Source organism: Pseudomonas sp. Irchel 3E13, from assembly GCF_900187455.1.
Lineage (GTDB): Bacteria > Pseudomonadota > Gammaproteobacteria > Pseudomonadales > Pseudomonadaceae > Aquipseudomonas.
In genome coordinates this window covers 100,442-121,517 of record NZ_FYDX01000017.1, presented here as the reverse complement: position 1 = coordinate 121,517, position 21,076 = coordinate 100,442, and the positions used below count along the sequence as shown (strand labels likewise).

17 protein-coding genes are annotated in these 21,076 nt (G+C 59.5%); 8 read left to right on the top strand and 9 right to left on the bottom strand.

Annotated features, from left to right (window positions below; genetic code table 11):
- Positions 1-12: 12 nt before the first annotated feature.
- The 7 genes from rsmG to rpmH all read right to left on the bottom strand — a co-directional run bounded on the left by rsmG (position 13) and on the right by rpmH (position 6,991).
- Positions 13-657: a 16S rRNA (guanine(527)-N(7))-methyltransferase RsmG gene (rsmG, locus tag CKW37_RS26285; protein ID WP_095159120.1), complete on the bottom strand. Its 645-nt coding sequence runs from the start codon at positions 655-657 to the stop codon at positions 13-15.
- Positions 654-2,546: a tRNA uridine-5-carboxymethylaminomethyl(34) synthesis enzyme MnmG gene (gene mnmG / locus CKW37_RS26280; RefSeq protein WP_095159119.1), complete on the bottom strand. Its 1,893-nt coding sequence runs from the start codon at positions 2,544-2,546 to the stop codon at positions 654-656. Before mnmG ends, rsmG begins: the two co-directional genes overlap by 4 nt.
- Before the next feature lie 517 nt (positions 2,547-3,063).
- Positions 3,064-4,434, bottom strand: a complete 1,371-nt coding sequence (mnmE, locus tag CKW37_RS26275; protein ID WP_095159118.1) for a tRNA uridine-5-carboxymethylaminomethyl(34) synthesis GTPase MnmE — start codon at positions 4,432-4,434, stop codon at positions 3,064-3,066.
- Between the two features lie 84 nt (positions 4,435-4,518).
- On the bottom strand, positions 4,519-6,198 hold the full coding sequence (gene yidC / locus CKW37_RS26270) for a membrane protein insertase YidC (protein ID WP_095159117.1): 1,680 nt from the start codon (positions 6,196-6,198) through the stop codon (positions 4,519-4,521).
- Between the two features lie 2 nt (positions 6,199-6,200).
- Positions 6,201-6,446: a membrane protein insertion efficiency factor YidD gene (gene yidD / locus CKW37_RS26265; RefSeq protein ID WP_095159116.1), complete on the bottom strand. Its 246-nt coding sequence runs from the start codon at positions 6,444-6,446 to the stop codon at positions 6,201-6,203.
- Positions 6,439-6,843 carry a ribonuclease P protein component gene (rnpA, locus tag CKW37_RS26260; RefSeq protein ID WP_218241378.1) on the bottom strand — a complete coding sequence of 135 codons (405 nt, stop codon included), beginning with the start codon at positions 6,841-6,843 and terminating at the stop codon, positions 6,439-6,441. The genes yidD and rnpA overlap by 8 nt, the downstream gene beginning before the upstream one ends.
- A gap of 13 nt (positions 6,844-6,856) precedes the next feature.
- A complete protein-coding gene (rpmH, locus tag CKW37_RS26255) occupies positions 6,857-6,991 on the bottom strand; it encodes a 50S ribosomal protein L34 (RefSeq protein WP_002551315.1) in 135 nt (44 codons plus the stop codon).
- A 592-nt stretch (positions 6,992-7,583) separates the two neighbouring features.
- On the opposite strand from rpmH, the gene dnaA reads away from it, so the two are divergent.
- The 6 genes from dnaA (at position 7,584) to CKW37_RS26225 (ending at position 15,666) form a co-directional block, all read left to right on the top strand.
- Positions 7,584-9,116 carry a chromosomal replication initiator protein DnaA gene (gene dnaA, locus CKW37_RS26250; RefSeq protein WP_095159115.1) on the top strand — a complete coding sequence of 511 codons (1,533 nt, stop codon included), beginning with the start codon at positions 7,584-7,586 and terminating at the stop codon, positions 9,114-9,116.
- Between the two features lie 35 nt (positions 9,117-9,151).
- Positions 9,152-10,255 (top strand): DNA polymerase III subunit beta, encoded by a 1,104-nt coding sequence (gene dnaN / locus CKW37_RS26245; protein ID WP_042121660.1) that lies wholly within the window; start codon positions 9,152-9,154, stop codon positions 10,253-10,255.
- Positions 10,256-10,273: 18 nt separating this feature from the next.
- Positions 10,274-11,377, top strand: a complete 1,104-nt coding sequence (gene recF, locus CKW37_RS26240; RefSeq protein WP_095159114.1) for a DNA replication/repair protein RecF — start codon at positions 10,274-10,276, stop codon at positions 11,375-11,377.
- A gap of 4 nt (positions 11,378-11,381) precedes the next feature.
- Positions 11,382-13,799 carry a DNA topoisomerase (ATP-hydrolyzing) subunit B gene (gene gyrB / locus CKW37_RS26235; protein ID WP_095159113.1) on the top strand — a complete coding sequence of 806 codons (2,418 nt, stop codon included), beginning with the start codon at positions 11,382-11,384 and terminating at the stop codon, positions 13,797-13,799.
- A gap of 158 nt (positions 13,800-13,957) precedes the next feature.
- Positions 13,958-14,845, top strand: a complete 888-nt coding sequence (locus CKW37_RS26230; protein WP_095159112.1) for an MBL fold metallo-hydrolase — start codon at positions 13,958-13,960, stop codon at positions 14,843-14,845.
- Positions 14,846-14,847: 2 nt separating this feature from the next.
- Positions 14,848-15,666 (top strand): sulfite exporter TauE/SafE family protein, encoded by an 819-nt coding sequence (locus CKW37_RS26225; RefSeq protein ID WP_095159111.1) that lies wholly within the window; start codon positions 14,848-14,850, stop codon positions 15,664-15,666.
- 1 nt (position 15,667) lies between these two features.
- On the opposite strand, the gene CKW37_RS26220 is transcribed toward CKW37_RS26225, so the two are convergent.
- Positions 15,668-16,555: a LysR family transcriptional regulator gene (locus CKW37_RS26220; protein ID WP_095159110.1), complete on the bottom strand. Its 888-nt coding sequence runs from the start codon at positions 16,553-16,555 to the stop codon at positions 15,668-15,670.
- Between the two features lie 138 nt (positions 16,556-16,693).
- Here CKW37_RS26220 and CKW37_RS26215 point away from each other — a divergent pair, with 138 nt between their 5' ends.
- Complete coding sequence (locus CKW37_RS26215; protein WP_095159109.1) at positions 16,694-18,343, top strand: GMC family oxidoreductase; 1,650 nt, start codon at positions 16,694-16,696, stop codon at positions 18,341-18,343.
- 109 nt (positions 18,344-18,452) lie between these two features.
- Positions 18,453-20,075: an MFS transporter gene (locus CKW37_RS26210; RefSeq protein ID WP_095159108.1), complete on the top strand. Its 1,623-nt coding sequence runs from the start codon at positions 18,453-18,455 to the stop codon at positions 20,073-20,075.
- Positions 20,076-20,246: 171 nt separating this feature from the next.
- Here CKW37_RS26210 and CKW37_RS26205 read toward each other — a convergent pair whose 3' ends face one another.
- On the bottom strand, positions 20,247-21,020 hold the full coding sequence (locus CKW37_RS26205) for a 1-acyl-sn-glycerol-3-phosphate acyltransferase (RefSeq protein WP_095159107.1): 774 nt from the start codon (positions 21,018-21,020) through the stop codon (positions 20,247-20,249).
- Between the last annotated feature and the right edge of the window lie 56 nt (positions 21,021-21,076).

Below are 21,076 nucleotides of genomic sequence, written 5' to 3'. Positions count from 1 at the left end.
TTGTGTTCCCAGTCATGCCGTGCGGCGCAGTATCAGCAGATGGCGTTGGCCTTGGCAACCTGGAACGGTCAAGGCCTGCTCGCTCTCCACTTCGAAATCTGCCGGCAATGCTACCAGCTCATCGGCTGGATGCAGTCCTTTCATTGCCAGCCACTGTGTCTGGGAATCCCCCAGGTGCCGCGTCCAGTTAGTGAAATTTTCCATGCTGCTGAAAGCACGCGAGATGATCCCGGTGAATGGCTGCTCAGGTTGGAACTCTTCGGCCCGCTTGTGGATAACTGTCAGGTTGTCCAGCTTCAGCTCCAGTTTCACCTGGGTGAGGAAGCGGGTTTTCTTGCCATTGCTGTCCAGCACCGTGACCTGCTTCTCCGGATGCAGGATAGCCAACGGAATTCCCGGCATTCCCCCACCACTGCCAACGTCCAGCCAGCGGTCGCTGTGGATAAACGACATCACGCTGAGGCTGTCGAGCAGATGGCGAGACACCATCTCATCCGGATCGCGTACTGCGGTGAGGTTGTAAGCCTTGTTCCATTTGATCAACAAAGCCAGATAGGCCAGCAGTTGCTCCTGCTGCGCCTCGCTCAGCTCGAGCCCGAGTTGGCGGGCCCCTGTGGACAACTCATCGGCGTGTTTTGCGGTGACCATAGAACTCAAGCGCTTTGCTCCAGACCGCGGCCAGCGCCGCGTTTCTTCAGATGGATCAACAACAGGGAAATCGCCGCGGGGGTCACGCCCGGGATACGCGAAGCCTGGCCCAGGGTTTCCGGCCGCGACTGGCCGAGCTTGCCCTGGATCTCCTTGGATAGCCCGGAAATACCACTGTAGTCGATATCTTCCGGCAGGCGGGTGTCTTCGCTGGCACGCAGGCGAGCGATTTCTTCCTGTTGCCGGTCGATGTAACCGGCGTATTTGGTTTTGATCTCGATTTGCTCAGCAACCTGGTCATCCACATCGCTGCCACCGGTGACTTCCACGAGGCCGGCATAGTCGATTTCCGGGCGGCTCAACAGGTTGAGCAGGTTGTACTCGTGGCTCAGCGGGGTGCCGAATCGTTCGGCAACGGCGGTGCCCTGCTCGGTACCCGGGCGTATCCAGGTGGATTTCAGACGCTGTTCTTCACGCTCGATTCCTTCGCGCTTGGCAGTGAACGCCGCCCAGCGTGCGTCATCCACGAGCCCAAGTTCGCGGCCTTTTTCGGTAAGGCGCAGATCCGCGTTGTCTTCGCGCAGGATCAGGCGGTACTCGGCGCGAGACGTGAACATGCGGTACGGCTCCTGGGTACCCAGGGTAATCAGGTCGTCGACCAATACGCCGATGTAGGCTTCGTCGCGGCGCGGGCACCAGCTTTCCAGGCCTTTCGCACGCAACGCCGCGTTGGCGCCGGCCAGCAATCCTTGGGCTCCGGCCTCTTCGTAGCCCGTGGTGCCATTGATCTGCCCGGCAAAGAACAGCCCGCCGATCACTTTGGTTTCCAGGCTGTATTTCAAGTCGCGCGGATCGAAGTAGTCGTACTCGATGGCGTAGCCCGGGCGAACGATGTGCGCGTTCTCCATACCGCGGATCGAACGCACGATCTGCAACTGCACATCGAACGGCAGGGATGTGGATATCCCGTTCGGATACAGCTCGTGGGTGTTGAGGCCTTCGGGTTCGATGAAGACCTGATGGCTCTGCTTGTCAGCGAACCGATGGATCTTGTCTTCGATCGATGGGCAGTAGCGCGGACCAATGCCCTCGATGACGCCGGAATACATCGGCGAGCGGTCGAGGTTGGACGCGATGATTTCGTGGGTCCGCTCATTGGTGTGGGTAATCCAGCAACTGACCTGCCGCGGGTGCATTTCCTTCGAGCCCATGAACGACATCACCGGGATCGGGGTATCACCTGCCTGTTCGGTCATCACCGAGAAATCCACAGAACGTCCATCGATGCGCGGTGGAGTACCGGTTTTCAGGCGACCCACGCGTAACGGTAATTCACGTAAGCGATGGGCCAGGGCGATCGCTGGCGGATCACCGGCCCGACCACCGGAATAGTTCTGCAGACCGATGTGGATAAGTCCCGCGAGGAAGGTGCCGGTGGTCAATACCACGGAGTCGGCGAAGAACCGCAGACCCATCTGGGTCACAACGCCGCGCACCTGATCCTGCTCGACGATGAGGTCATTGCAGGACTGCTGGAATATCCACAGGTTGGGCTGGTTCTCGAGAATCTCCCGGACCACCGCCTTGTAGATCGCGCGGTCGGCTTGCGCACGGGTTGCCCGTACGGCCGGGCCCTTGCGGTTGTTCAGAACGCGGAACTGGATGCCGCTCTTGTCTGTGGCCAGTGCCATGGCACCACCGAGCGCATCGATTTCCTTGACCAGGTGGCTCTTGCCAATACCACCGATAGCCGGGTTGCAGCTCATGTGCCCGAGGGTTTCCACGTTGTGGGTCAGCAGCAGGGTTTTGACACCCATACGTGCTGACGCAAGCGCAGCCTCGGTACCGGCATGGCCGCCGCCGATGACGATCACTTCAAAACGGGAAGGGAAATCCACCACGCACCTCGTGCCTGTTTCGGGAATAAAAAGGGATAGCTGGCAAGTATAGGGACTTACCCCCTCCTAAAGGAACCTTTTGCACAAAATTTAACCAGCCTGTGGATGAATGGCCGGCAATAGAAATAACGAAGAAAACTTTATAAAAGCTTTGTTTTTATGTTTATTCTTAGTGCAGCACCTATCTGTGGATAACGTTCTACAGCCCATATAGATCAATATGTACAGCGTTTCAAAACCCTGTTCACCACCACCCCTGGGGGCTATGGATAAGCGCCTTAAACCTGTGGATTAAACTGCTATTTACCCACAGGCGAATTTATCTCCAGCCTTGAGGCCTAGTTATCAACGGAGCTGAAGGCGGGTTTTCCACAGGGCTTATTCCGGCATTTTGTGGACAAGCGGGCAGGCGAAAGCCCCAGGCAAGCCCGGAGTCTTCGTCAGTGGATAAGTGAAAGGGGCAGAAAGACGCTACAGCCGGGCCGTCAGATGCGACCCGGTCTGTGGATAAGAAGGCTTATTTGCCGATGCAGAAGCTGGAGAAGATTCGACCCAGGAGGTCGTCGGAGCTGAATGCCCCGGTAATTTCACCCAAAGACTGCTGGGCCTGACGCAAATCTTCCGCCAGCAGCTCCCCCGCGCCTGCCAGGGTCAATTGCGCGCGACCGTGTTCGAGACTCGCGCTGGCCTGACGCAACGCCTCCAGATGACGCCGGCGGGCGCTGAAGCCACTTTCGGCGGTCTGTTCATAACCCATGCAGGCTTTGAGGTGTTCGCGCAGCAGATCCAGGCCCATATCGGGCGCTTTGGCGCTGAGAGTGATCGTGACGTGGCCATCCGCACACTGTTCGATGCCAATCGACTCGCCCGTGAGGTCGGCCTTGTTGCGAATCAGGGTAACTTTGTCAGGCTGCGGCCGCTGATCGAGGAACTCCGGCCATAACGCAAACGGGTCGCAGGCCTCGGGAGCAGTGGCGTCCACGACCAACAGCACCCGATCGGCCTCTCCAATGGCCTTCAGCGCACGCTCCACACCGATTTTTTCCACATGGTCCTCGGTGTCACGCAGGCCTGCAGTATCCACAACGTGCAGCGGCATGCCGTCGATGTGGATATGTTCGCGCAGGATATCCCGGGTTGTACCGGCGATCTCGGTAACGATTGCCGCCTCGCGACCGGCAAGCATGTTCAGCAGACTGGACTTGCCCGCGTTGGGCCGGCCGGCAATCACAACCGTCATACCATCGCGCAACAAAGCGCCCTGCCCGGCTTCACGCATTACCAAGGCCAGATCTTCGCGGACCTGATCGAGCATGCCGAGGACATGGCCATCGGCGAGAAAGTCGATTTCTTCCTCGGGAAAATCGATGGCGGCTTCCACATAGATTCGCAGGCTGATCAGGCGCTCGGTGAGGTTATCCACACGGCGCGAGAACTCCCCCTGCAACGAACGCAATGCATTGCGAGCAGCCTGTGCAGAACTCGCCTCGATCAGGTCGGCGATGGCTTCCGCCTGCGCCAGGTCGAGCTTGTCGTTGAGAAAGGCGCGCTCACTGAATTCTCCGGGGCGCGCCAGCCGGCAACCCAGTTGTACACAGCGCTGCAGAAGCATATCCAGTACCACCGGACCGCCATGGCCCTGGAGCTCCAGCACGTCCTCGCCGGTGAACGAGTTCGGCCCGGGGAAGAACAAGGCGATGCCTTCGTCGAGAACCAGACCGTCTTCACTGCGAAACGGGCCGTAATGAGCATGCCGCGGATTCAGTTGACGACCAGTGATCGCTTGGCCGGCCTGGCTGGCCAAAGGCCCGGAGATACGCACAATGCCCACCCCACCGCGGCCTTGGGCGGTAGCGATGGCGGTGATGGTTTCACGACGGGAATTCATGGTCGGTGGCCTCGAAACAAAAACGTCAGATAGCAAAACGCCCCACGAGTGGGGCGTTTATCCACAGATTAGCTGGCTAACCTGTCAGGCAGCGGCCTTCTTGGTGGCTGCCTCGATTTTGCGGGTGATGTACCACTGCTGTGCGATCGACAGGCAGTTGTTCACAACCCAGTACAGCACCAGGCCAGCCGGGAACCACAGGAAGAAGAAGGTGAAGATGATTGGCATCAGCTTCATCACCTTGGCCTGCATCGGATCCGGCGGAGTCGGGTTCAGCTGCTGCTGGATGAACATGGTTGCGCCCATGATGATCGGCAGGATGAAGAACGGATCCTTGATCGACAGGTCGGTGATCCAGAACATCCACGGTGCCTGACGCATCTCGACACTTTCCAGCAGTACCCAGTACAGCGAGAGGAAGACCGGCATCTGCACCAGGATCGGCAAGCAGCCGCCCAGCGGGTTGATCTTCTCTTTCTTGTACAGCTCCATCATGGCTTGCGACATTTTCTGCCGGTCGTCGCCATGCTGTTCTTTCAGGGCAGCCAGTTTAGGGGCCACGGCACGCATGCGCGCCATCGACTTGTAGCTGGCGGCCGAGAGCGGGAAGAACAGCAGCTTGATCAGCATGGTCAGGGCGATGATCGACCAGCCCCAGTTGCCGAGCAGGCTGTGGATATGTTGCAGCAGCCAGAAGATAGGCTGGGCGATGAACCACAGAATGCCGTAGTCGACAGTCAGTTCCAGACCTGGGGACAACGCTTTCAGCTTGTCCTGAATCTTCGGACCGGCGTACAGCATGGTGCTGGTTTCAGCCTGGGCACCCGTGGCCACGTTCAGCGCTGGGCCAGTGAAACCGATGATGTAGTTGCCTTGGCTGTCTTTGCGGGTTTGAACAATGTTGTTCTCACCGGACTTCGGAATCCATGCGGTCACGAAGTAGTGCTGCAGCCAGGCTACCCAGCCACCAGTCACATTTTCTTTCAAATTGCCCTTGTCGATGTCCTTCATGGACACCTTTTTGTAGGGCTCGGAACTTGTCCACAGGGCAGCGCCCAAGTAGGTGGCAGTGCCGGTAGCGGTCGACGACGACGGATCGGAACTCGCATCACGCTTCAGTTGCGCGAACAGGTTACCGGTCCATGGCTGACCACTCTGGTTATCGATCAGGTAAGTGACGGTCAGGTCGTACTCACCGCGCTTGAAGGAGAAGCGCTTGATGTAGTTGACGCCGGCGTCGCTGAATTTCAGGTCGACGACCAGTTGGTCCTGGCCATCAGCCAGTTGATAACTTTTCTGTTCAGTGGCGTACAGCGGACGACCAGTCGAGCGTGCATCCGGGCCATTGACGCCGGTCAGGCCACTTTGAGCCAGGTAAACACGCTCGTTGCCGTTGTCGAACAACTGGAACGGAATTTCAGGGTGGTCCTGACGGCGCGGGTATTTCGGCAACATCAGTTGCGCGATGTCACCACCGCTTGGGTCGATAGCCAGATCGAGAACATCGGTTTTGACCCGGATCAGGTCCTTGCTGACGACCACCGGAGCCAGTTCGGCTGGGCTGGATTCGCCGCTGGCGCTTGGAACATCAGCACTTGCGCTGTTGCCAGCATTCGGGGTGTCCGACAGAGACGGCGCGACAGTGTTGGCAGCAACATTCTGAGTCGGCAGGGCAGCCTGGCCGTAGTCCTGGTTCCACTTGAGGACCATGACATAGGACACGATTGCCAGGGCGGCGATCAGGATCGTGCGTTTAATATCCATGATTACTCGGCTATCGAAGAAGTACGGGAAGAAGGAACTGGCGGAACCGGGTCAAAGCCGCCGGCATTCCAGGGATGGCAGCGACCCAGCCGACGAACGGTCAGCCACCCGCCACGCAAGAGACCATGTTTTTCGATGGCTTCGTACGCATAGCAGGAGCAACTTGGGTAGAAACGGCAATGACTGGCCATCAATGGGCTGATGGCGTAACGGTAAAACTGGATCGGAACGAGTGCCAGTTTACGCATCTGGACGGTCCACCCCTACAGATTCGGTCTTGACCACTGGAGAGGGCCGACTACGAGCGAGTCGCTTCCAGAGCTTGCCAAAATGCTGGTGCAATTCCGGGTTTTCTATATCGCCAAGGCCTTTGCGCGCGACGATGACAATGTCCCAGCCGACCAGGATCTCCTGGTGAAGGCGAAACGAATCGCGCATCAAACGCTTCAAGCGGTTGCGTTGAACGGAAAGCTTGACGCTCTTCTTGCCGATCACCAAACCCAGGCGGGGGTGATCAAGGCCGTTCTCGCGGGCAAGGAGCAAGAGACTCTTGCCTGGCACCTTGCCTGATGGAGAGTCAAAGACCGCTTTGAAGTGTCGAGGGGTCAGCAGACGCTTTTCCCGACTGAAGTCCTGACTCACCACCGATGCCGAAAAATCAAACTGCCAGGCGCTTACGGCCTTTGGCACGACGGCGGGACAGTACGGCACGGCCGTTCTTGGTGGCCATACGAGCACGGAAACCGTGAGTGCGAGCGCGCTTGATGGTGCTTGGTTGGAAAGTACGTTTCATGGCGTGTTACCTGGTTCGTGACAACGGGCCGGAATGGCCCCCGTTTTAAGAGACCGGCGATTCTAGAGAAAGCAAGCTCGTAGGTCAATTTCCAACCAGCGTTTCCTTATAGGTAAAAAAACGGCGCGTTCCTTTCCCGTGAGATCACCTCACTCAGGGACATCGCGATTAAACATAGAAAAAAAGAGAAGAGGTATTTAAAGCTTTTCTGTAGAACTTATAAATCTTATACAGAGCATTTCTGTGGATAAAGCTCTACAGGCCTTTATTCACGTACTGTACAGAGATCTGAAACCCTGTCGGGAAACGGTGCTCTGGCTGTGCCGGACCCTCGGAAAAGCGGTGGATAAAACAGTAAGTTATCAACAGGCGAGTTATCAACAGGGTTCAGCCCCGACTTGTGCATAGTCCTCAGGGGCGGTTATCCACAGAGCTTATTCACACCGGGTAGATTGGATTTTGGTCAGTAAATGACTGATTTATCGCCTCTCTTGGGCCAGTCCCGTGTGGATAAGTGTGCGGTCGCCCGGTACAATGGCCGCTTGTTTTTGCCTCACTGGCCCTCACCGGCTTTCAAATTCAGGGGATATCCGTGTCAGTGGAACTTTGGCAGCAGTGCGTGGAGCTTCTGCGCGACGAACTGCCTACCCAGCAATTCAACACTTGGATCCGTCCACTACAAGTCGAAGCCGAAGGCGACGAGTTGCGCGTTTACGCGCCTAACCGTTTCGTACTCGACTGGGTCAATGAGAAGTACCTGAGCCGCCTGCTCGAGCTGCTGGGTGAGCACGGCAACGGCGCCGCTCCTTCGCTCTCCTTATTAATAGGCAGCCGTCGCAGCTCTGCTCCGCGTGCGGCGCCCAACGCGCCCTTGGCTGCGTCAGTCGCCGCGTCACAGGCGCAAGCTGCGGCCCAGGCCCGGCCAGCAGTGGCCAGCGAGCCAGTGAACAGCGCTCCAGCCGCTGCTCCTGTCGCGCCTGCTGTTGAGGACAGTCCTTCGCGGGATAGTTTCGATGCCATGGTCGAGGTGCCCGTCAGCGCACCGGCTGCCGGCAACGGACGTTCTGAACAGCGCACGGTGCAAGTCGAGGGTGCGCTGAAGCACACCAGCTACCTCAACCGTACGTTCACGTTCGAGAACTTCGTCGAGGGCAAGTCCAACCAGCTGGCGCGCGCTGCCGCGTGGCAGGTAGCGGACAATCCCAAACACGGTTACAACCCGCTCTTCCTTTATGGGGGCGTTGGCCTGGGTAAGACTCACTTGATGCACGCTGTGGGTAACCACCTGCTCAAGAAGAATCCCAACGCCAAAGTTGTGTACCTGCACTCCGAGCGCTTCGTCGCTGACATGGTCAAAGCGCTGCAGCTCAACGCGATCAACGAGTTCAAGCGGTTCTACCGCTCCGTGGACGCACTGCTGATCGATGACATTCAGTTCTTCGCTCGCAAGGAGCGTTCGCAGGAAGAGTTTTTCCACACCTTCAACGCCCTGCTCGAAGGCGGTCAACAGGTGATTCTCACCAGCGACCGTTATCCGAAGGAAATCGAAGGCCTGGAAGAGCGTCTGAAATCGCGCTTCGGCTGGGGCCTGACCGTAGCGGTCGAACCTCCAGAGTTGGAAACCCGTGTAGCGATCTTGATGAAGAAGGCTGACCAGGCAAAGGTCGACCTCCCGCACGACGCGGCATTCTTCATTGCCCAGCGCATCCGCTCCAACGTCCGGGAACTCGAAGGTGCGCTCAAGCGTGTCATCGCTCACTCGCACTTCATGGGGCGCGATATCACCATCGAGCTGATTCGCGAATCGCTCAAGGACCTGCTGGCGCTGCAGGACAAGCTGGTGAGTGTGGATAACATTCAACGCACCGTCGCCGAGTACTACAAGATCAAGATTTCCGATCTGCTCTCCAAGCGACGCTCGCGTTCGGTGGCCAGGCCTCGACAAGTGGCAATGGCCCTGTCGAAGGAACTGACCAACCACAGCCTGCCGGAAATCGGCGACGTTTTTGGCGGACGCGATCACACCACGGTGTTGCACGCCTGCCGCAAGATCAACGAACTCAAGGAATCCGACGCGGATATCCGCGAGGACTACAAGAACCTGCTGCGGACTCTGACAACCTGATGTCGGCGCAGCTTTTCAAGGCAAGGGACTAGACCATGCATTTCACCATTCAACGCGAAGCCCTGTTGAAACCCCTGCAACTGGTCGCAGGTGTCGTAGAGCGCCGCCAGACCTTGCCAGTACTGTCCAACGTACTGCTGGTGGTCCAGGGTCAACAGTTGTCGCTGACCGGTACCGACCTGGAAGTGGAACTGGTTGGCCGCGTCCAACTGGAAGAACCTGCCGAGCCGGGCGAGATCACGGTTCCTGCGCGCAAGCTGATGGATATCTGCAAGAGCTTGCCCAACGACGCTCTGATCGACATCAAGGTCGACGAGCAGAAACTCCTGGTGAAGGCCGGCCGTAGCCGCTTCACCCTGTCGACCTTGCCGGCCAATGATTTCCCGACTGTGGAAGAAGGCCCAGGCTCGTTGACCTGCACCCTGGAACAGAGCCGTCTGCGTCGACTGATCGAACGCACCAGCTTTGCCATGGCGCAGCAGGACGTCCGTTACTACCTCAACGGTATGCTGCTGGAAGTATCCACAGGCACATTGCGCGCTGTCGCCACCGACGGTCACCGTCTGGCCATGTGCTCGATGAGCGCTGACATCGGTCAGGCTGATCGCCATCAGGTCATCGTGCCTCGCAAAGGTATCCTCGAGCTGGCGCGCCTGCTGACCGAACCAGACGGCACTGTCAGCATCGTGCTGGGCCAGCACCATATCCGCGCAACTACTGGCGAATTCACCTTCACCTCGAAGCTGGTCGACGGCAAGTTCCCGGACTACGAGCGCGTTCTGCCAAAAGGCGGTGACAAGCTGGTGCTGGGTGATCGTCAGGCGCTGCGCGAAGCGTTCAGCCGCACCGCGATTCTTTCCAACGAGAAGTACCGCGGGATCCGTCTGCAACTGGCCGCTGGCCAATTGAAGATCCAGGCGAACAACCCGGAGCAGGAAGAGGCTGAGGAAGAAATCAGCGTCGACTACAACGGCGGCTCGCTCGAGATTGGTTTCAACGTCAGCTATCTGCTGGACGTACTGGGCGTCATGACGACCGAGCAGGTTCGTCTGATCCTTTCCGACTCCAACAGCAGTGCGCTGCTGCAGGAAGCGGGCAACGACGACTCTTCTTATGTCGTTATGCCGATGCGCCTGTAATTGCCCAGACCTGTCTAGATGTCCCTCAGTCGTGTCTCTGTCACCGCGGTGCGCAACCTGCACCCGGTGACCTTCTCACCCTCCCCGCGAATCAACATTCTGTACGGCGATAACGGCAGCGGCAAAACCAGCGTGCTGGAAGCCATTTATCTGCTGGGGCTCGCTCGTTCATTCCGTAGCACTCGTCTGAACCCCGTCATTCAGTATGAACAGCCCACGTGTACGGTCTTCGGCCAAGTGGCGTTGGAGAATGGCGCCTCAAGCAATCTGGGTGTTTCGCGGGAGCGGCAGGGTGACTTCACCATCCGTATCGACGGGCAGAACGCTCGCGGTACCGCCCAGTTGGCGGAAATCCTGCCGCTGCAATTGATCAATCCAGACAGTTTTCGCCTGCTTGAAGGCGCTCCGAAAATCCGCCGGCAATTCCTCGATTGGGGTGTGTTCCACGTGGAACCTCGATTTATGGGGACTTGGCAGCGCTTGCAGAAGGCACTTCGGCAGCGAAACTCGTGGTTGCGACATGGTACACTTGACGCTATTTCCCAAGCGGCTTGGGACCGGGAATTGTGCCTGGCCAGTGCGGAAATCGACGAATATCGCCGTAATTACATCAAAGCGTTGAAGCCTGTTTTCGAGCAAATCCTCAGCGAACTTTTGGAACTCGAAGGGCTTACCCTGAGTTACTACCGCGGATGGGATAAAGACCGAGAGCTGAGTGATGTTCTCGCGGCCTCCGTCCAGCGCGATCAGCAGATGGGACATACCCAGGCGGGTCCACAGCGTGCAGATTTGCGTCTCAGATTAGGCGCCAACAATGCCGCGGATATCTTGTCCCGCGGCCAGCAAAAGCTGGTGGTCTGCGCATTGCGTATCGCCCAGGGACACCTGGTCAGCCAGGCACGTCGCGGCCAATGTATTTACCTGGTGGATGACCTGCCGTCCGAACTGGACGAGCAGCACCGTCGTGCACTTTGCCGCTTGTTGGAAGACTTACGCTGCCAGGTTTTTATCACCTGTGTAGATCACGAATTACTGAGGGAAGGCTGGCAGATGGATACGCCGGTTGCTTTGTTCCACGTGGAACAGGGCCGTATCACCCAGACCCACGACCATCGGGAGTGAAGGCATGAGCGAAAATCAAACGTACGATTCCTCCAGCATTAAAGTGCTGAAAGGGCTGGATGCCGTGCGCAAGCGCCCCGGTATGTACATTGGCGACACTGATGACGGCAGCGGCCTGCACCACATGGTGTTCGAGGTGGTCGACAACTCGATCGACGAAGCCCTCGCCGGCCACTGTGACGACATTACTGTAATCATCCACACGGATGAATCCATCACCGTACGCGACAACGGTCGCGGCATTCCGGTTGATGTGCATAAAGAAGAAGGTGTTTCCGCCGCAGAGGTCATCATGACCGTACTGCACGCCGGCGGTAAGTTCGACGACAACTCCTATAAAGTTTCCGGTGGTCTGCACGGTGTAGGTGTTTCTGTAGTAAACGCCCTGTCCGAAGTGCTGACCCTGACTGTTCGTCGTAGCGGCAAAATCTGGGAGCAGATCTACGTCCACGGTGTTCCACAAGCTCCGATGAAAATCGTTGGCGACAGTGAAACCACCGGCACCCAGATTCACTTCAAGCCTTCGGCTGAAACTTTCAAGAACATTCATTTCAGCTGGGACATCCTGGCCAAGCGGATTCGTGAACTGTCGTTCCTGAACTCTGGCGTTGGCATCCTGCTGAAAGACGAGCGCTCGGGTAAAGAAGAGGCCTTCAAATACGAAGGCGGCCTGCGTGCATTCGTTGAGTACCTGAACACCAACAAGACTCCGGTGAACCAGGTGTTCCACTTCAACGTCCAGCGTGAAGATGGCGTGGGCGTCGAGATCGCCCTGCAGTGGAACGACAGCTTCAACGAAAACCTGCTTTGCTTCACCAACAACATTCCTCAGCGCGATGGCGGTACTCACCTGGTGGGCTTCCGTTCTGCGCTGACGCGTAACCTGAACAACTACATCGAGCAGGAAGGTCTGGCCAAGAAGAACAAGGTCTCGACCACCGGTGACGATGCCCGTGAAGGTCTGACCGCGATCATTTCGGTCAAGGTGCCGGATCCGAAGTTCAGCTCGCAGACCAAAGACAAGCTGGTCTCCTCCGAAGTGAAGACGGCTGTCGAGCAGGAGATGGGCAAGTACTTCTCTGACTTCCTCTTGGAAAACCCGAACGAAGCCAAGGCTGTGGTCGGCAAGATGATCGACGCTGCGCGCGCTCGTGAAGCTGCCCGTAAAGCGCGGGAAATGACTCGCCGTAAAGGCGCGTTGGATATCGCCGGTCTGCCGGGCAAGTTGGCGGACTGCCAGGAGAAAGACCCTGCCCTTTCCGAACTGTACCTGGTGGAGGGTGACTCCGCGGGTGGCTCGGCCAAGCAAGGTCGTAACCGCAAGACCCAGGCGATCCTGCCGCTGAAGGGCAAGATCCTCAACGTCGAGAAAGCACGTTTCGACAAGATGATCTCGTCCCAGGAAGTGGGCACCCTGATCACCGCATTGGGCTGTGGTATTGGCCGCGATGAGTACAACATCGACAAGCTGCGCTATCACAACATCATCATCATGACCGATGCTGACGTCGACGGTTCGCACATCCGTACCCTGCTGCTGACCTTCTTCTTCCGTCAGTTGCCGGAGCTGGTCGAGCGCGGCTACATCTACATCGCCCAGCCGCCGCTGTACAAGGTGAAGAAAGGCAAGCAGGAGCAGTACATCAAGGACGACGAGGCCATGGAAGAGTACATGACCCAGTCGGCCCTTGAAGACGCCGCCCTGTACCTGAACGAGTCTGCTCCAGCGATCTCCGGCCCTGCGCTGGAAAGCCTGGTCAATGAGTTCCGTTCGGTAATGAAGACGCTCAAGCGTCTGTCGCGTCTGTACCCGCTGGAACTGACCGAGCACTTCCTGTACCTGCCGGCCGTTTCGCTGGAAGATCTTTCTGACCACGCGAAGATGACCGGGTGGCTGGACAAGTTCAAAGAGCGCCTGAGCACCAGCGAGAAGTCGGGCCTGCTGTACAAGGCCAGTCTGCGTGAAGACCGCGAGCGCAACGTGTGGCTGCCGGAAGTGGAAATCACCTCCCATGGTCTCGCGAGCTACGTTACCTTCAACCGTGACTTCTTCGGCAGCAACGACTACCGCACCGTCACCGCACTGGGTGCCCAGCTCAGCACGCTGCTGGACGATGGCGCCTACGTTCAACGCGGTGAGCGCAAGAAAGCCATCAGCGAGTTCAAGGAAGCACTTGAATGGCTGATGAACGAAAGCACCAAGCGTCACACCATCCAGCGCTACAAAGGTCTTGGTGAGATGAACCCGGATCAGTTGTGGGAAACCACCATGGACCCAAGCGTGCGTCGCATGCTCAAGGTGACCATCGAAGACGCAATCGCGGCTGACCAGATCTTCAACACCCTGATGGGTGATGCGGTCGAGCCACGCCGTGAGTTCATCGAGAGCAACGCGTTGTCGGTGTCCAACCTCGACTTCTGATTGTTCCACGTGAAACAAAAAGCCCGGCGAAAGCCGGGTTTCTTGTTTCTGGGGTTTATCAATTCAAAGCCAAAGTTCGCGCAAACGCCGAGGTAAGATGCGTTCACTCACCCTGTTCATCGATGGTCGGCCGTAGTGACCTTTCTGGAGAATGGATAATGATCATCGCCGGCAATCTCTATGTGGAAGCGCTGTTCGACAGCACGACCTGGACCATCAGCTATCTGGTCATGGACACCGAAACCAGACACTGCGCATTGATCGACAGCGTGCTCGACTACGACCCGAAGTCCGGGCGCACCGACACTCACAACGCTGATCGTCTGATTGATCGGGTAAAAGCGCTGGGCGCTAGCGTGCAGTGGATTCTGGAAACTCACGTCCACGCCGATCATCTTTCCGCGGCGGCGTACCTGAAAAAGGCCCTCGGCGGACAACTGGCAATCGGCAGCCGGATCACCCAGGTGCAGAAGACCTTCGGCACGCTGTTCAACACCGGTCCCGGCTTTGCTCGCGATGGCAGCCAGTTCGATGTGCTGTTCGACGACGAGGCCACTTTTGCCATTGGCGGTTTGCAGGCCCGTGCCTTGCACACCCCGGGGCATACGCCGGCGTGTATCACCTTCCTGGTGGAAGCCGCCGGCGAGACCGGGGCCTTCGTTGGCGACACCTTGTTCATGCCTGACTATGGCACCGCCCGCTGCGACTTTCCCGGCGCCGACGCACGCGTGCTGTACCGCTCGATCATGCGCATCCTCGCCCTGCCCGACGACACCCGACTGTTCATGTGCCACGACTACTTACCCGGTGGTCGCGAGTTGCGCTACATAACCACGGTTGCGGAGCAGCGCGTCAGCAACATCCATATTCACCAAGGCATCAGCGAGGACGAATTCGTCGCCATGCGCCAGGCCCGTGACGCAACCCTGGAGATGCCGGTGCTGATGCTGCCGTCTGTGCAGATCAACATGCGCAGCGGCCAGTTCCCCGAGCCTGAGGACAACGGCGTGAGCTACCTGAAGATTCCCCTGGCCGGTGAGCCGTAGTCATGATGGAACATGAGTTGCTCGGTGCCGGACTGGGCGCGGTCATTGGCTTGATCCTGGCGCTGACGGGTGCCGGTGGAGGAATCCTTGCCGTGCCGCTACTGGTCTTCGGACTTGGTCTGTCGATGGTCGAAGCAGCGCCGATCGGCTTGCTCGCGGTGGGACTGGCCGCCGGCGTGGGCGCGATATTGGGCTGGCGCCAAGGGTTGGTGCGTTACCGGGCGGCGCTCTTTATCGCCGGGCTCGGCTGGTTGGCAGCGCCCTTCGGTTTCTGGCTGGCGCATCAACTGCCCAACGCGCCGCTGGCGTTGGGATTCTCGGCGGTGCTGGTGTACGCCTGTGGGCGGATGTTGCTAAGGGCCCGACGCGAGCTACGCGGCGAGTCGCCCTGCGCTAATCGACAGATACAACCTTGCGTCCTCAACCCGCAGCAGGGGCGGTTGCGCTGGACCCTGCCCTGCGCCCGGGCACTCGCCTTTACCGGATTGCTCGCTGGATTGCTGTCCGGGTTGTTAGGCGTGGGCGGCGGATTCGTCATCATTCCCGCCTTGGGTCGCTACACCAACCTCGACATGAAAAGTATGGTGGCCACCTCGCTGGCGGTGATCGCCCTGGTCTCCAGCGGCAGCGTGCTGACGGCCAGCTTCAGTGGTGTGATGCCTTGGGCGATCGGCGCGCCGTTTGCCGCGGGCGCGCTGGCCGGTCTGCTCGCTGGACGCCAGATCGCCCACCATCTGGCCGGGCCGCGCCTGCAACAGGCGTTCGCGCTGGTCGGGGTCGGGGCTGCGGTGTTGCTGGCGTTCAACACCTTGCTGCACTGAGCTAGTCGGCCAACAGTTCGCCCTGCTCTTGCGCGCACAGCGCCAGCAGGTAGTCCCAGACTACCCGCAGGCGCACCGACTTGTGCAACTCGCGGCGTGTGCTGATCCAGTAGCTGCGCTGGATGGTTTCGCTGGGCAGGATACGCACCAGCCCTGTGTCGTGCCGCGCCATGTAGTTGGGCAGCACGGCGATGCCCAGCCCGGCGCGCGCCGCATGCTGCTGGGCGATCACGCTGGTGCTGCGGAACACCACATTCGGCGCCCGGCAGAAGCTGTGCAGAAACAGCAGCTCCTGGCTGAACAACAGGTCGTCGACGTAGCCGATCCAGGTGTGCCGAGCCAGGTCTTCGCGGCTGTTCAGCGCGGGAGCGCGGGCGAGGTAGTCGGGGCTGGCGTAGAGCGCCAGGCGGTAGTCGGTGAGCTTGCGGGTGATCAACAGGTCGGCGTTGGGTCGCTCCAGGTGGATGCTGATTTCCGCCTCGCGGTTGATGATGCTGACAAAGCGCGGCACCGCCACCAGCTCCACTTCCAGCCCCGGATACCGGTCGAACAGGCTGCCCATGCGCGGCGTGAAAAACATGATGCCGATGCCTTCGGTGACCCCCAGGCGGATCTTGCCCAGCGGGGTGATGGCCTGGGTGATTTCTTCCTGGGCCAGCAGCGCGACGTTCTCCATCGCCTCGGCATGCTTGAGCAGGGCCTGGCCGGACGGCGTCAGTTCATAGCCCTGGGCATGCTGGACGAACAGCGCGGTGCCCAGGCTCTGCTCGATATTTTCGATATGCCGGGCCACGGTACTGTGGGTGGTGTTGAGGCGTTTGGCGGCGGTAAGCAGGCGGCCGCTGCGCTGTAATTCGAGAAAAAACCGCAGATCATTCCAGTCGAACATAGGCTGTCCCTGTTAACCGCAGGCTTGCCGGCGTTGTGTTTAAACGCACAGCGGTTGAGTGAAAACGAACGTTTTCATCTCGAAAATAATCAATAACACTGAAGAAAGACAAGAATAAAAATCAGGCGCGAGGTCTTCATGCCATCAGCCGATCATTCCTACGACTACGTCATCGTCGGTGCCGGTCCCGCGGGTTGCCTGCTGGCGAACCGGTTGTCCGCCGATCCTTCCTGTCGCGTTGCCCTGCTCGAAGCCGGTGGCCGCGACAACTACCCATGGATTCATATCCCGGTCGGTTATCTCTACTGCATTGGTAATCCACGCACCGACTGGTGCTTCAAGACCGAATCCCAAGCCGGCCTCAACGGACGCAGCCTGGGTTATCCACGGGGCAAGGTGCTCGGCGGTTGTTCCTCGATCAACGGCATGATCTACATGCGCGGGCAGTCCGGCGACTATGACCGCTGGGCCGACGAGGGCAATCCCGGCTGGGCGTGGAAGGATGTGCTGCCGCTGTTCAAGGCGAGCGAGCGTCACTACGCCGGCGCCAGCGAGGCGCACGGTGCTGAGGGTGAATGGCGGGTCGAGCAGCAGCGTTATTCCTGGGCGATCCTCGACGCGTTTCGCGAGGCGGCCGCGCAACAGGGGATCGCCAGCGTCGATGACTTCAACGGCGGCGATAACCAGGGCTGTGGATATTTTCAGGTCAACCAGAAAGCCGGCGTGCGCTGGAATGCCTCCAAGGCGTTTCTCCGGCCCATTGCCCACCGCACCAACCTGAGCGTATTGACGGGTGTCGACGTGGACCGTGTGCTGCTGGAGAACGGCCGTGCCTCTGCGGTGCGCGCACGGTGGCAGGGGCAATGGCAGAACTTCGACGCGCGCCGTGAAGTGATCCTGTGCGCCGGCTCCGTCGGTTCGCCGGGAATCCTTCAGCGTTCCGGCATCGGCCCTCGGCCGCTGCTGGAGCGCTTGGGCATCGGCGTGAACCATGAGCTGCCGGGTGTTGGCGGCAACCTGCAGGACCATCTGCAACTGCGGCTGATCTATCAGGTCGACAACGTCCGCACCCTCAATCAGGTGGCCAACACGCTCTTCGGCAAGATGGGCATGGGCCTGCGTTATCTCTATGACCGCAGTGGCCCGCTGGCCATGGCGCCGAGCCAACTGGGCGCGTTCGTGCGTTCAGGTCCGGAGCAGGCTTCGCCGAATCTCCAGTACCACGTTCAGCCGCTGTCGCTGGACCGCTTTGGCGAGCCGTTGCACCGCTTCGCCGCCTTCACGGCGTCGGTGTGTAACTTGCGCCCGCTCAGCCGCGGACGTGTGGATATCCGCTCGGCGGACCCTGCCGACGCGCCAGTGATCGACCCCAATTACCTCAGCGCGCCGGAAGACCTGCAGGTCGCCGCCCAGGCCATCCGCCTGACCCGCAACATCGTCCAGTCCCCTGCCCTTGCGCCCTTCTCGCCGCGCGAGTACCTGCCGGGACCGACGTTGCAGAGTGACGAAGACCTGTACGCCGCCGCCGGCCAGATCGGCACCACCATCTTCCACCCGGTGGGCACCTGCCGCATGGGCAACGGGCCGCTGGATGTGGTGGACGCGCAGTTGCGGGTTCATGGCGTCGGCGGCCTGCGCATCGCCGATGCGTCGATCATGCCGAACATCGTTTCCGGCAATACCTGCTCACCCACCTTGATGATCGCGGAAAAGGCCGCGCAACTGATCCGCCAGGGCCATGAGGCCGTCAGCACCCGCAGTGACCGCACGAAGATAGCGACGCCCTGAGCCTTGCGCGGGGCGGCGTGGCAACAGTGACACCGGCAGCAGTCGACCGGTGTCGACAGTGGACAACAACAATAATCACTGTGCCCCAACGTGGGCCGAGGACAGCACGATGTCGGACACCATCCAGCAACAGGGCGCGACCACGACGGCCAGCAGCCGCCGCGAAGAGCGCAAGATCATTTTCGCGTCATCCCTCGGGACGGTTTTCGAGTGGTATGACTTTTTTCTCTACGGGGCGTTGGCCGCGGTTATCAGCAAGCAGTTCTTCGCCGGGGTCAACGACACCACGGCGTTCATCTTTGCGCTGATGGCATTTGCCGCCGGGTTCCTGGTCAGGCCTTTCGGTGCCCTGGTGTTCGGGCGGCTGGGAGACATGATCGGCCGCAAGTACACCTTCCTGGTGACCATCGTGCTGATGGGCCTGTCGACCTTCGCCGTGGGCTTGCTGCCAACCTACGCCAGCATCGGCATCGCCGCACCGATCATCCTGGTAGTGCTGCGCATGCTCCAGGGCCTGGCGCTGGGCGGTGAGTACGGCGGCGCGGCGACCTACGTTGCCGAACACGCCCCGCACGGCAAACGCGGTTTCCACACAGGCTTTATCCAGTCCACCGCGACGCTTGGTCTGCTGCTGTCGCTGCTGGTGGTGCTGGGCAGCCGCTACATCAGTGGCGACCAGTTCGAAACCTGGGGTTGGCGCCTGCCGTTCCTGCTGTCCATCGTGCTGCTGGCGATCTCCACCTGGATCCGCATGAGCATGCATGAGTCGCCGGCCTTCGTGAAAATGAAGGCCCAAGGCAAGATCAGCAAGTCGCCGATCCGCGAGTCCTTCACCTCCTGGCCGAACCTCAAGGTCGTTCTGACGGCGCTGTTCAGCATCAACGCCGGGCAGGCGGTAACCTTCTACACCGCGCAGTTCTACGTGCTGTTCTTCATGACCCAGATGCTCAAGATGGACCCGGCCCAGGCCAACACCCTGCTGATCATCAGCGTGGTGATCGGCGCGCCGTTCTTCGTCTTCTTTGGCTGGTTGTCGGACCGCATCGGGCGCAAGCCGATCCTGATGACGGGCCTGTTGCTCGCCACCCTACTCTACTTCCCGCTATTCAAAGCGCTGAGCCACTACGCCAACCCGCAGATCGACACCGCCAGCCGTCAGTCGCCCATCGTGGTGATGGCTGATCCTGCCGGCTGCACCTTCCAGTTCGACCCGGTGGGCAAGGCGCGTTTCGACAGCCCGTGCGACAAGGTCAAGACGTTCCTGGTCAAACAGGGCCTGCCGTACAGCTCGCAATCGGTGCCTGCCGGCAGCAGCGTGGCAGTGATGGTGGGTGAGCAGCGCATCGAGGGCTTCGACGAGGCCGCGATGCGCGCCGCCATCGAGAAGGCGGGCTACCCGTCCAAAGCCGACGCCAGCAGCGTCAACCAGCCGATGGTGGTGCTGCTGATCGTGGTGATGATTCTGATCGCCACCATGACCTACGGACCGCTGGCCGCGGTGATGGTCGAGTTGTTCCCGACCCGCATCCGCTACACCTCGATGTCCCTGCCCTACCACATCGGCAACGGCTGGTTCGGCGGTTTCCTGCCCACCGTATCGTTCGCCCTGGTGGTGTACACCGGCGATATTTTCTACGGGCTTTGGTATCCGGTGCTGATCACCGGCGTCAGTCTGGTGGTGGGGCTGTTCTGCCTGAAAGAGACCCGCGACGTAGACATCGACAAGGTGTGAATAACAGGCACAAAAAAACCGGCGTAAAAGCCGGTTTTTTTATTCCGCGAAAAAACTTATGCACGATTTACACGAAACAGTCATACATAGAAATATGTAAGTAGATTAATGAGTTAGCGCGTTTTTTCGTAAGCAATCCAAATATTGTCAACAAGTTATCCACAGAACGGGTCAAGCGACCGACTGGGTTTCGCTGACCGCCTGCAGAGGTGGCAGCGAACCCAGTTCGCGCTGGGTCTTTTCGTTCCAGGCCGCAGCGCGGTCGTTCAGTTCGGCGATTGCCCGCGGACCACTGCCTTCGGCCCACATCGGCTCGCCGATAACCACTTCGATGGTGCCGGCGCGCTTGCCCCAGCCTTCCTTGGGCCAGTACTTGCCAGCGTTGTGGGCAATGGGCAGTACTGGCAGGTCGGCGTTCACCGCCAGGGCGGCGCCACTGCGCGAGAACTTGCCGATCTGGCCGAAGGGCACGCGGGTGCCTTCCGGGAAGATCAGCACCCAGACACGTTCCTTGAGCAACTTATCGCCTTTGGCTGCAACCTGTTTCAGGGCGGCTTTGGGGTTATCGCGGTCGATGGCGATCGGCCGCAGCATGGCCATGGCCCATCCGAAGAACGGCACGTACAGCAACTCGCGCTTGAGCACCTGGCTCAGAGGCTGGAAGTACGCGGAGAGGAAGAAGGTTTCCCAGGTGCTCTGGTGATTGGAGAGGATCACGCAGGGGCGCTCGGGGATGTTTTCGGCGCCGGTCACCTTGACCCGGATATTCAGGAACACCCGCACCAGCACCAGCGCGAAGCGGCACCAGTAGACGTTGATCCAGCGATAGCGATAACGGAACGGCAGGAATGGCGCGATAAAGAAGCTGAGTGAACACCAGATCAGCGCGCTGGCGCCCAACAACAGATAAAAGGGAACGATTCTGATCGCCTGCAGGATCGACATAGCGGCTTGTACCGTTGCGGGAGGGCCCGCCTAATAAGAGTGCGCCCGCAAGGGGC

Excerpts from the sequence above, each read along its gene's own strand:
- mnmE (WP_095159118.1), bottom strand. The coding sequence starts at position 4,434 with ATGAATTCCCGTCGTGAAACCATCACCGCCATCGCTACCGCCCAAGGC.
- yidC (WP_095159117.1), bottom strand. The coding sequence starts at position 6,198 with ATGGATATTAAACGCACGATCCTGATCGCCGCCCTGGCAATCGTGTCC.
- yidD (WP_095159116.1), bottom strand. The coding sequence starts at position 6,446 with ATGCGTAAACTGGCACTCGTTCCGATCCAGTTTTACCGTTACGCCATC.
- rpmH (WP_002551315.1), bottom strand. The coding sequence starts at position 6,991 with ATGAAACGTACTTTCCAACCAAGCACCATCAAGCGCGCTCGCACTCAC.
- dnaN (WP_042121660.1), top strand. The coding sequence starts at position 9,152 with ATGCATTTCACCATTCAACGCGAAGCCCTGTTGAAACCCCTGCAACTG.
- recF (WP_095159114.1), top strand. The coding sequence starts at position 10,274 with ATGTCCCTCAGTCGTGTCTCTGTCACCGCGGTGCGCAACCTGCACCCG.
- gyrB (WP_095159113.1), top strand. The coding sequence starts at position 11,382 with ATGAGCGAAAATCAAACGTACGATTCCTCCAGCATTAAAGTGCTGAAA.
- CKW37_RS26230 (WP_095159112.1), top strand. The coding sequence starts at position 13,958 with ATGATCATCGCCGGCAATCTCTATGTGGAAGCGCTGTTCGACAGCACG.
- CKW37_RS26225 (WP_095159111.1), top strand. The coding sequence starts at position 14,848 with ATGATGGAACATGAGTTGCTCGGTGCCGGACTGGGCGCGGTCATTGGC.
- CKW37_RS26220 (WP_095159110.1), bottom strand. The coding sequence starts at position 16,555 with ATGTTCGACTGGAATGATCTGCGGTTTTTTCTCGAATTACAGCGCAGC.
- CKW37_RS26215 (WP_095159109.1), top strand. The coding sequence starts at position 16,694 with ATGCCATCAGCCGATCATTCCTACGACTACGTCATCGTCGGTGCCGGT.
- CKW37_RS26210 (WP_095159108.1), top strand. The coding sequence starts at position 18,453 with ATGTCGGACACCATCCAGCAACAGGGCGCGACCACGACGGCCAGCAGC.
- CKW37_RS26205 (WP_095159107.1), bottom strand. The coding sequence starts at position 21,020 with ATGTCGATCCTGCAGGCGATCAGAATCGTTCCCTTTTATCTGTTGTTG.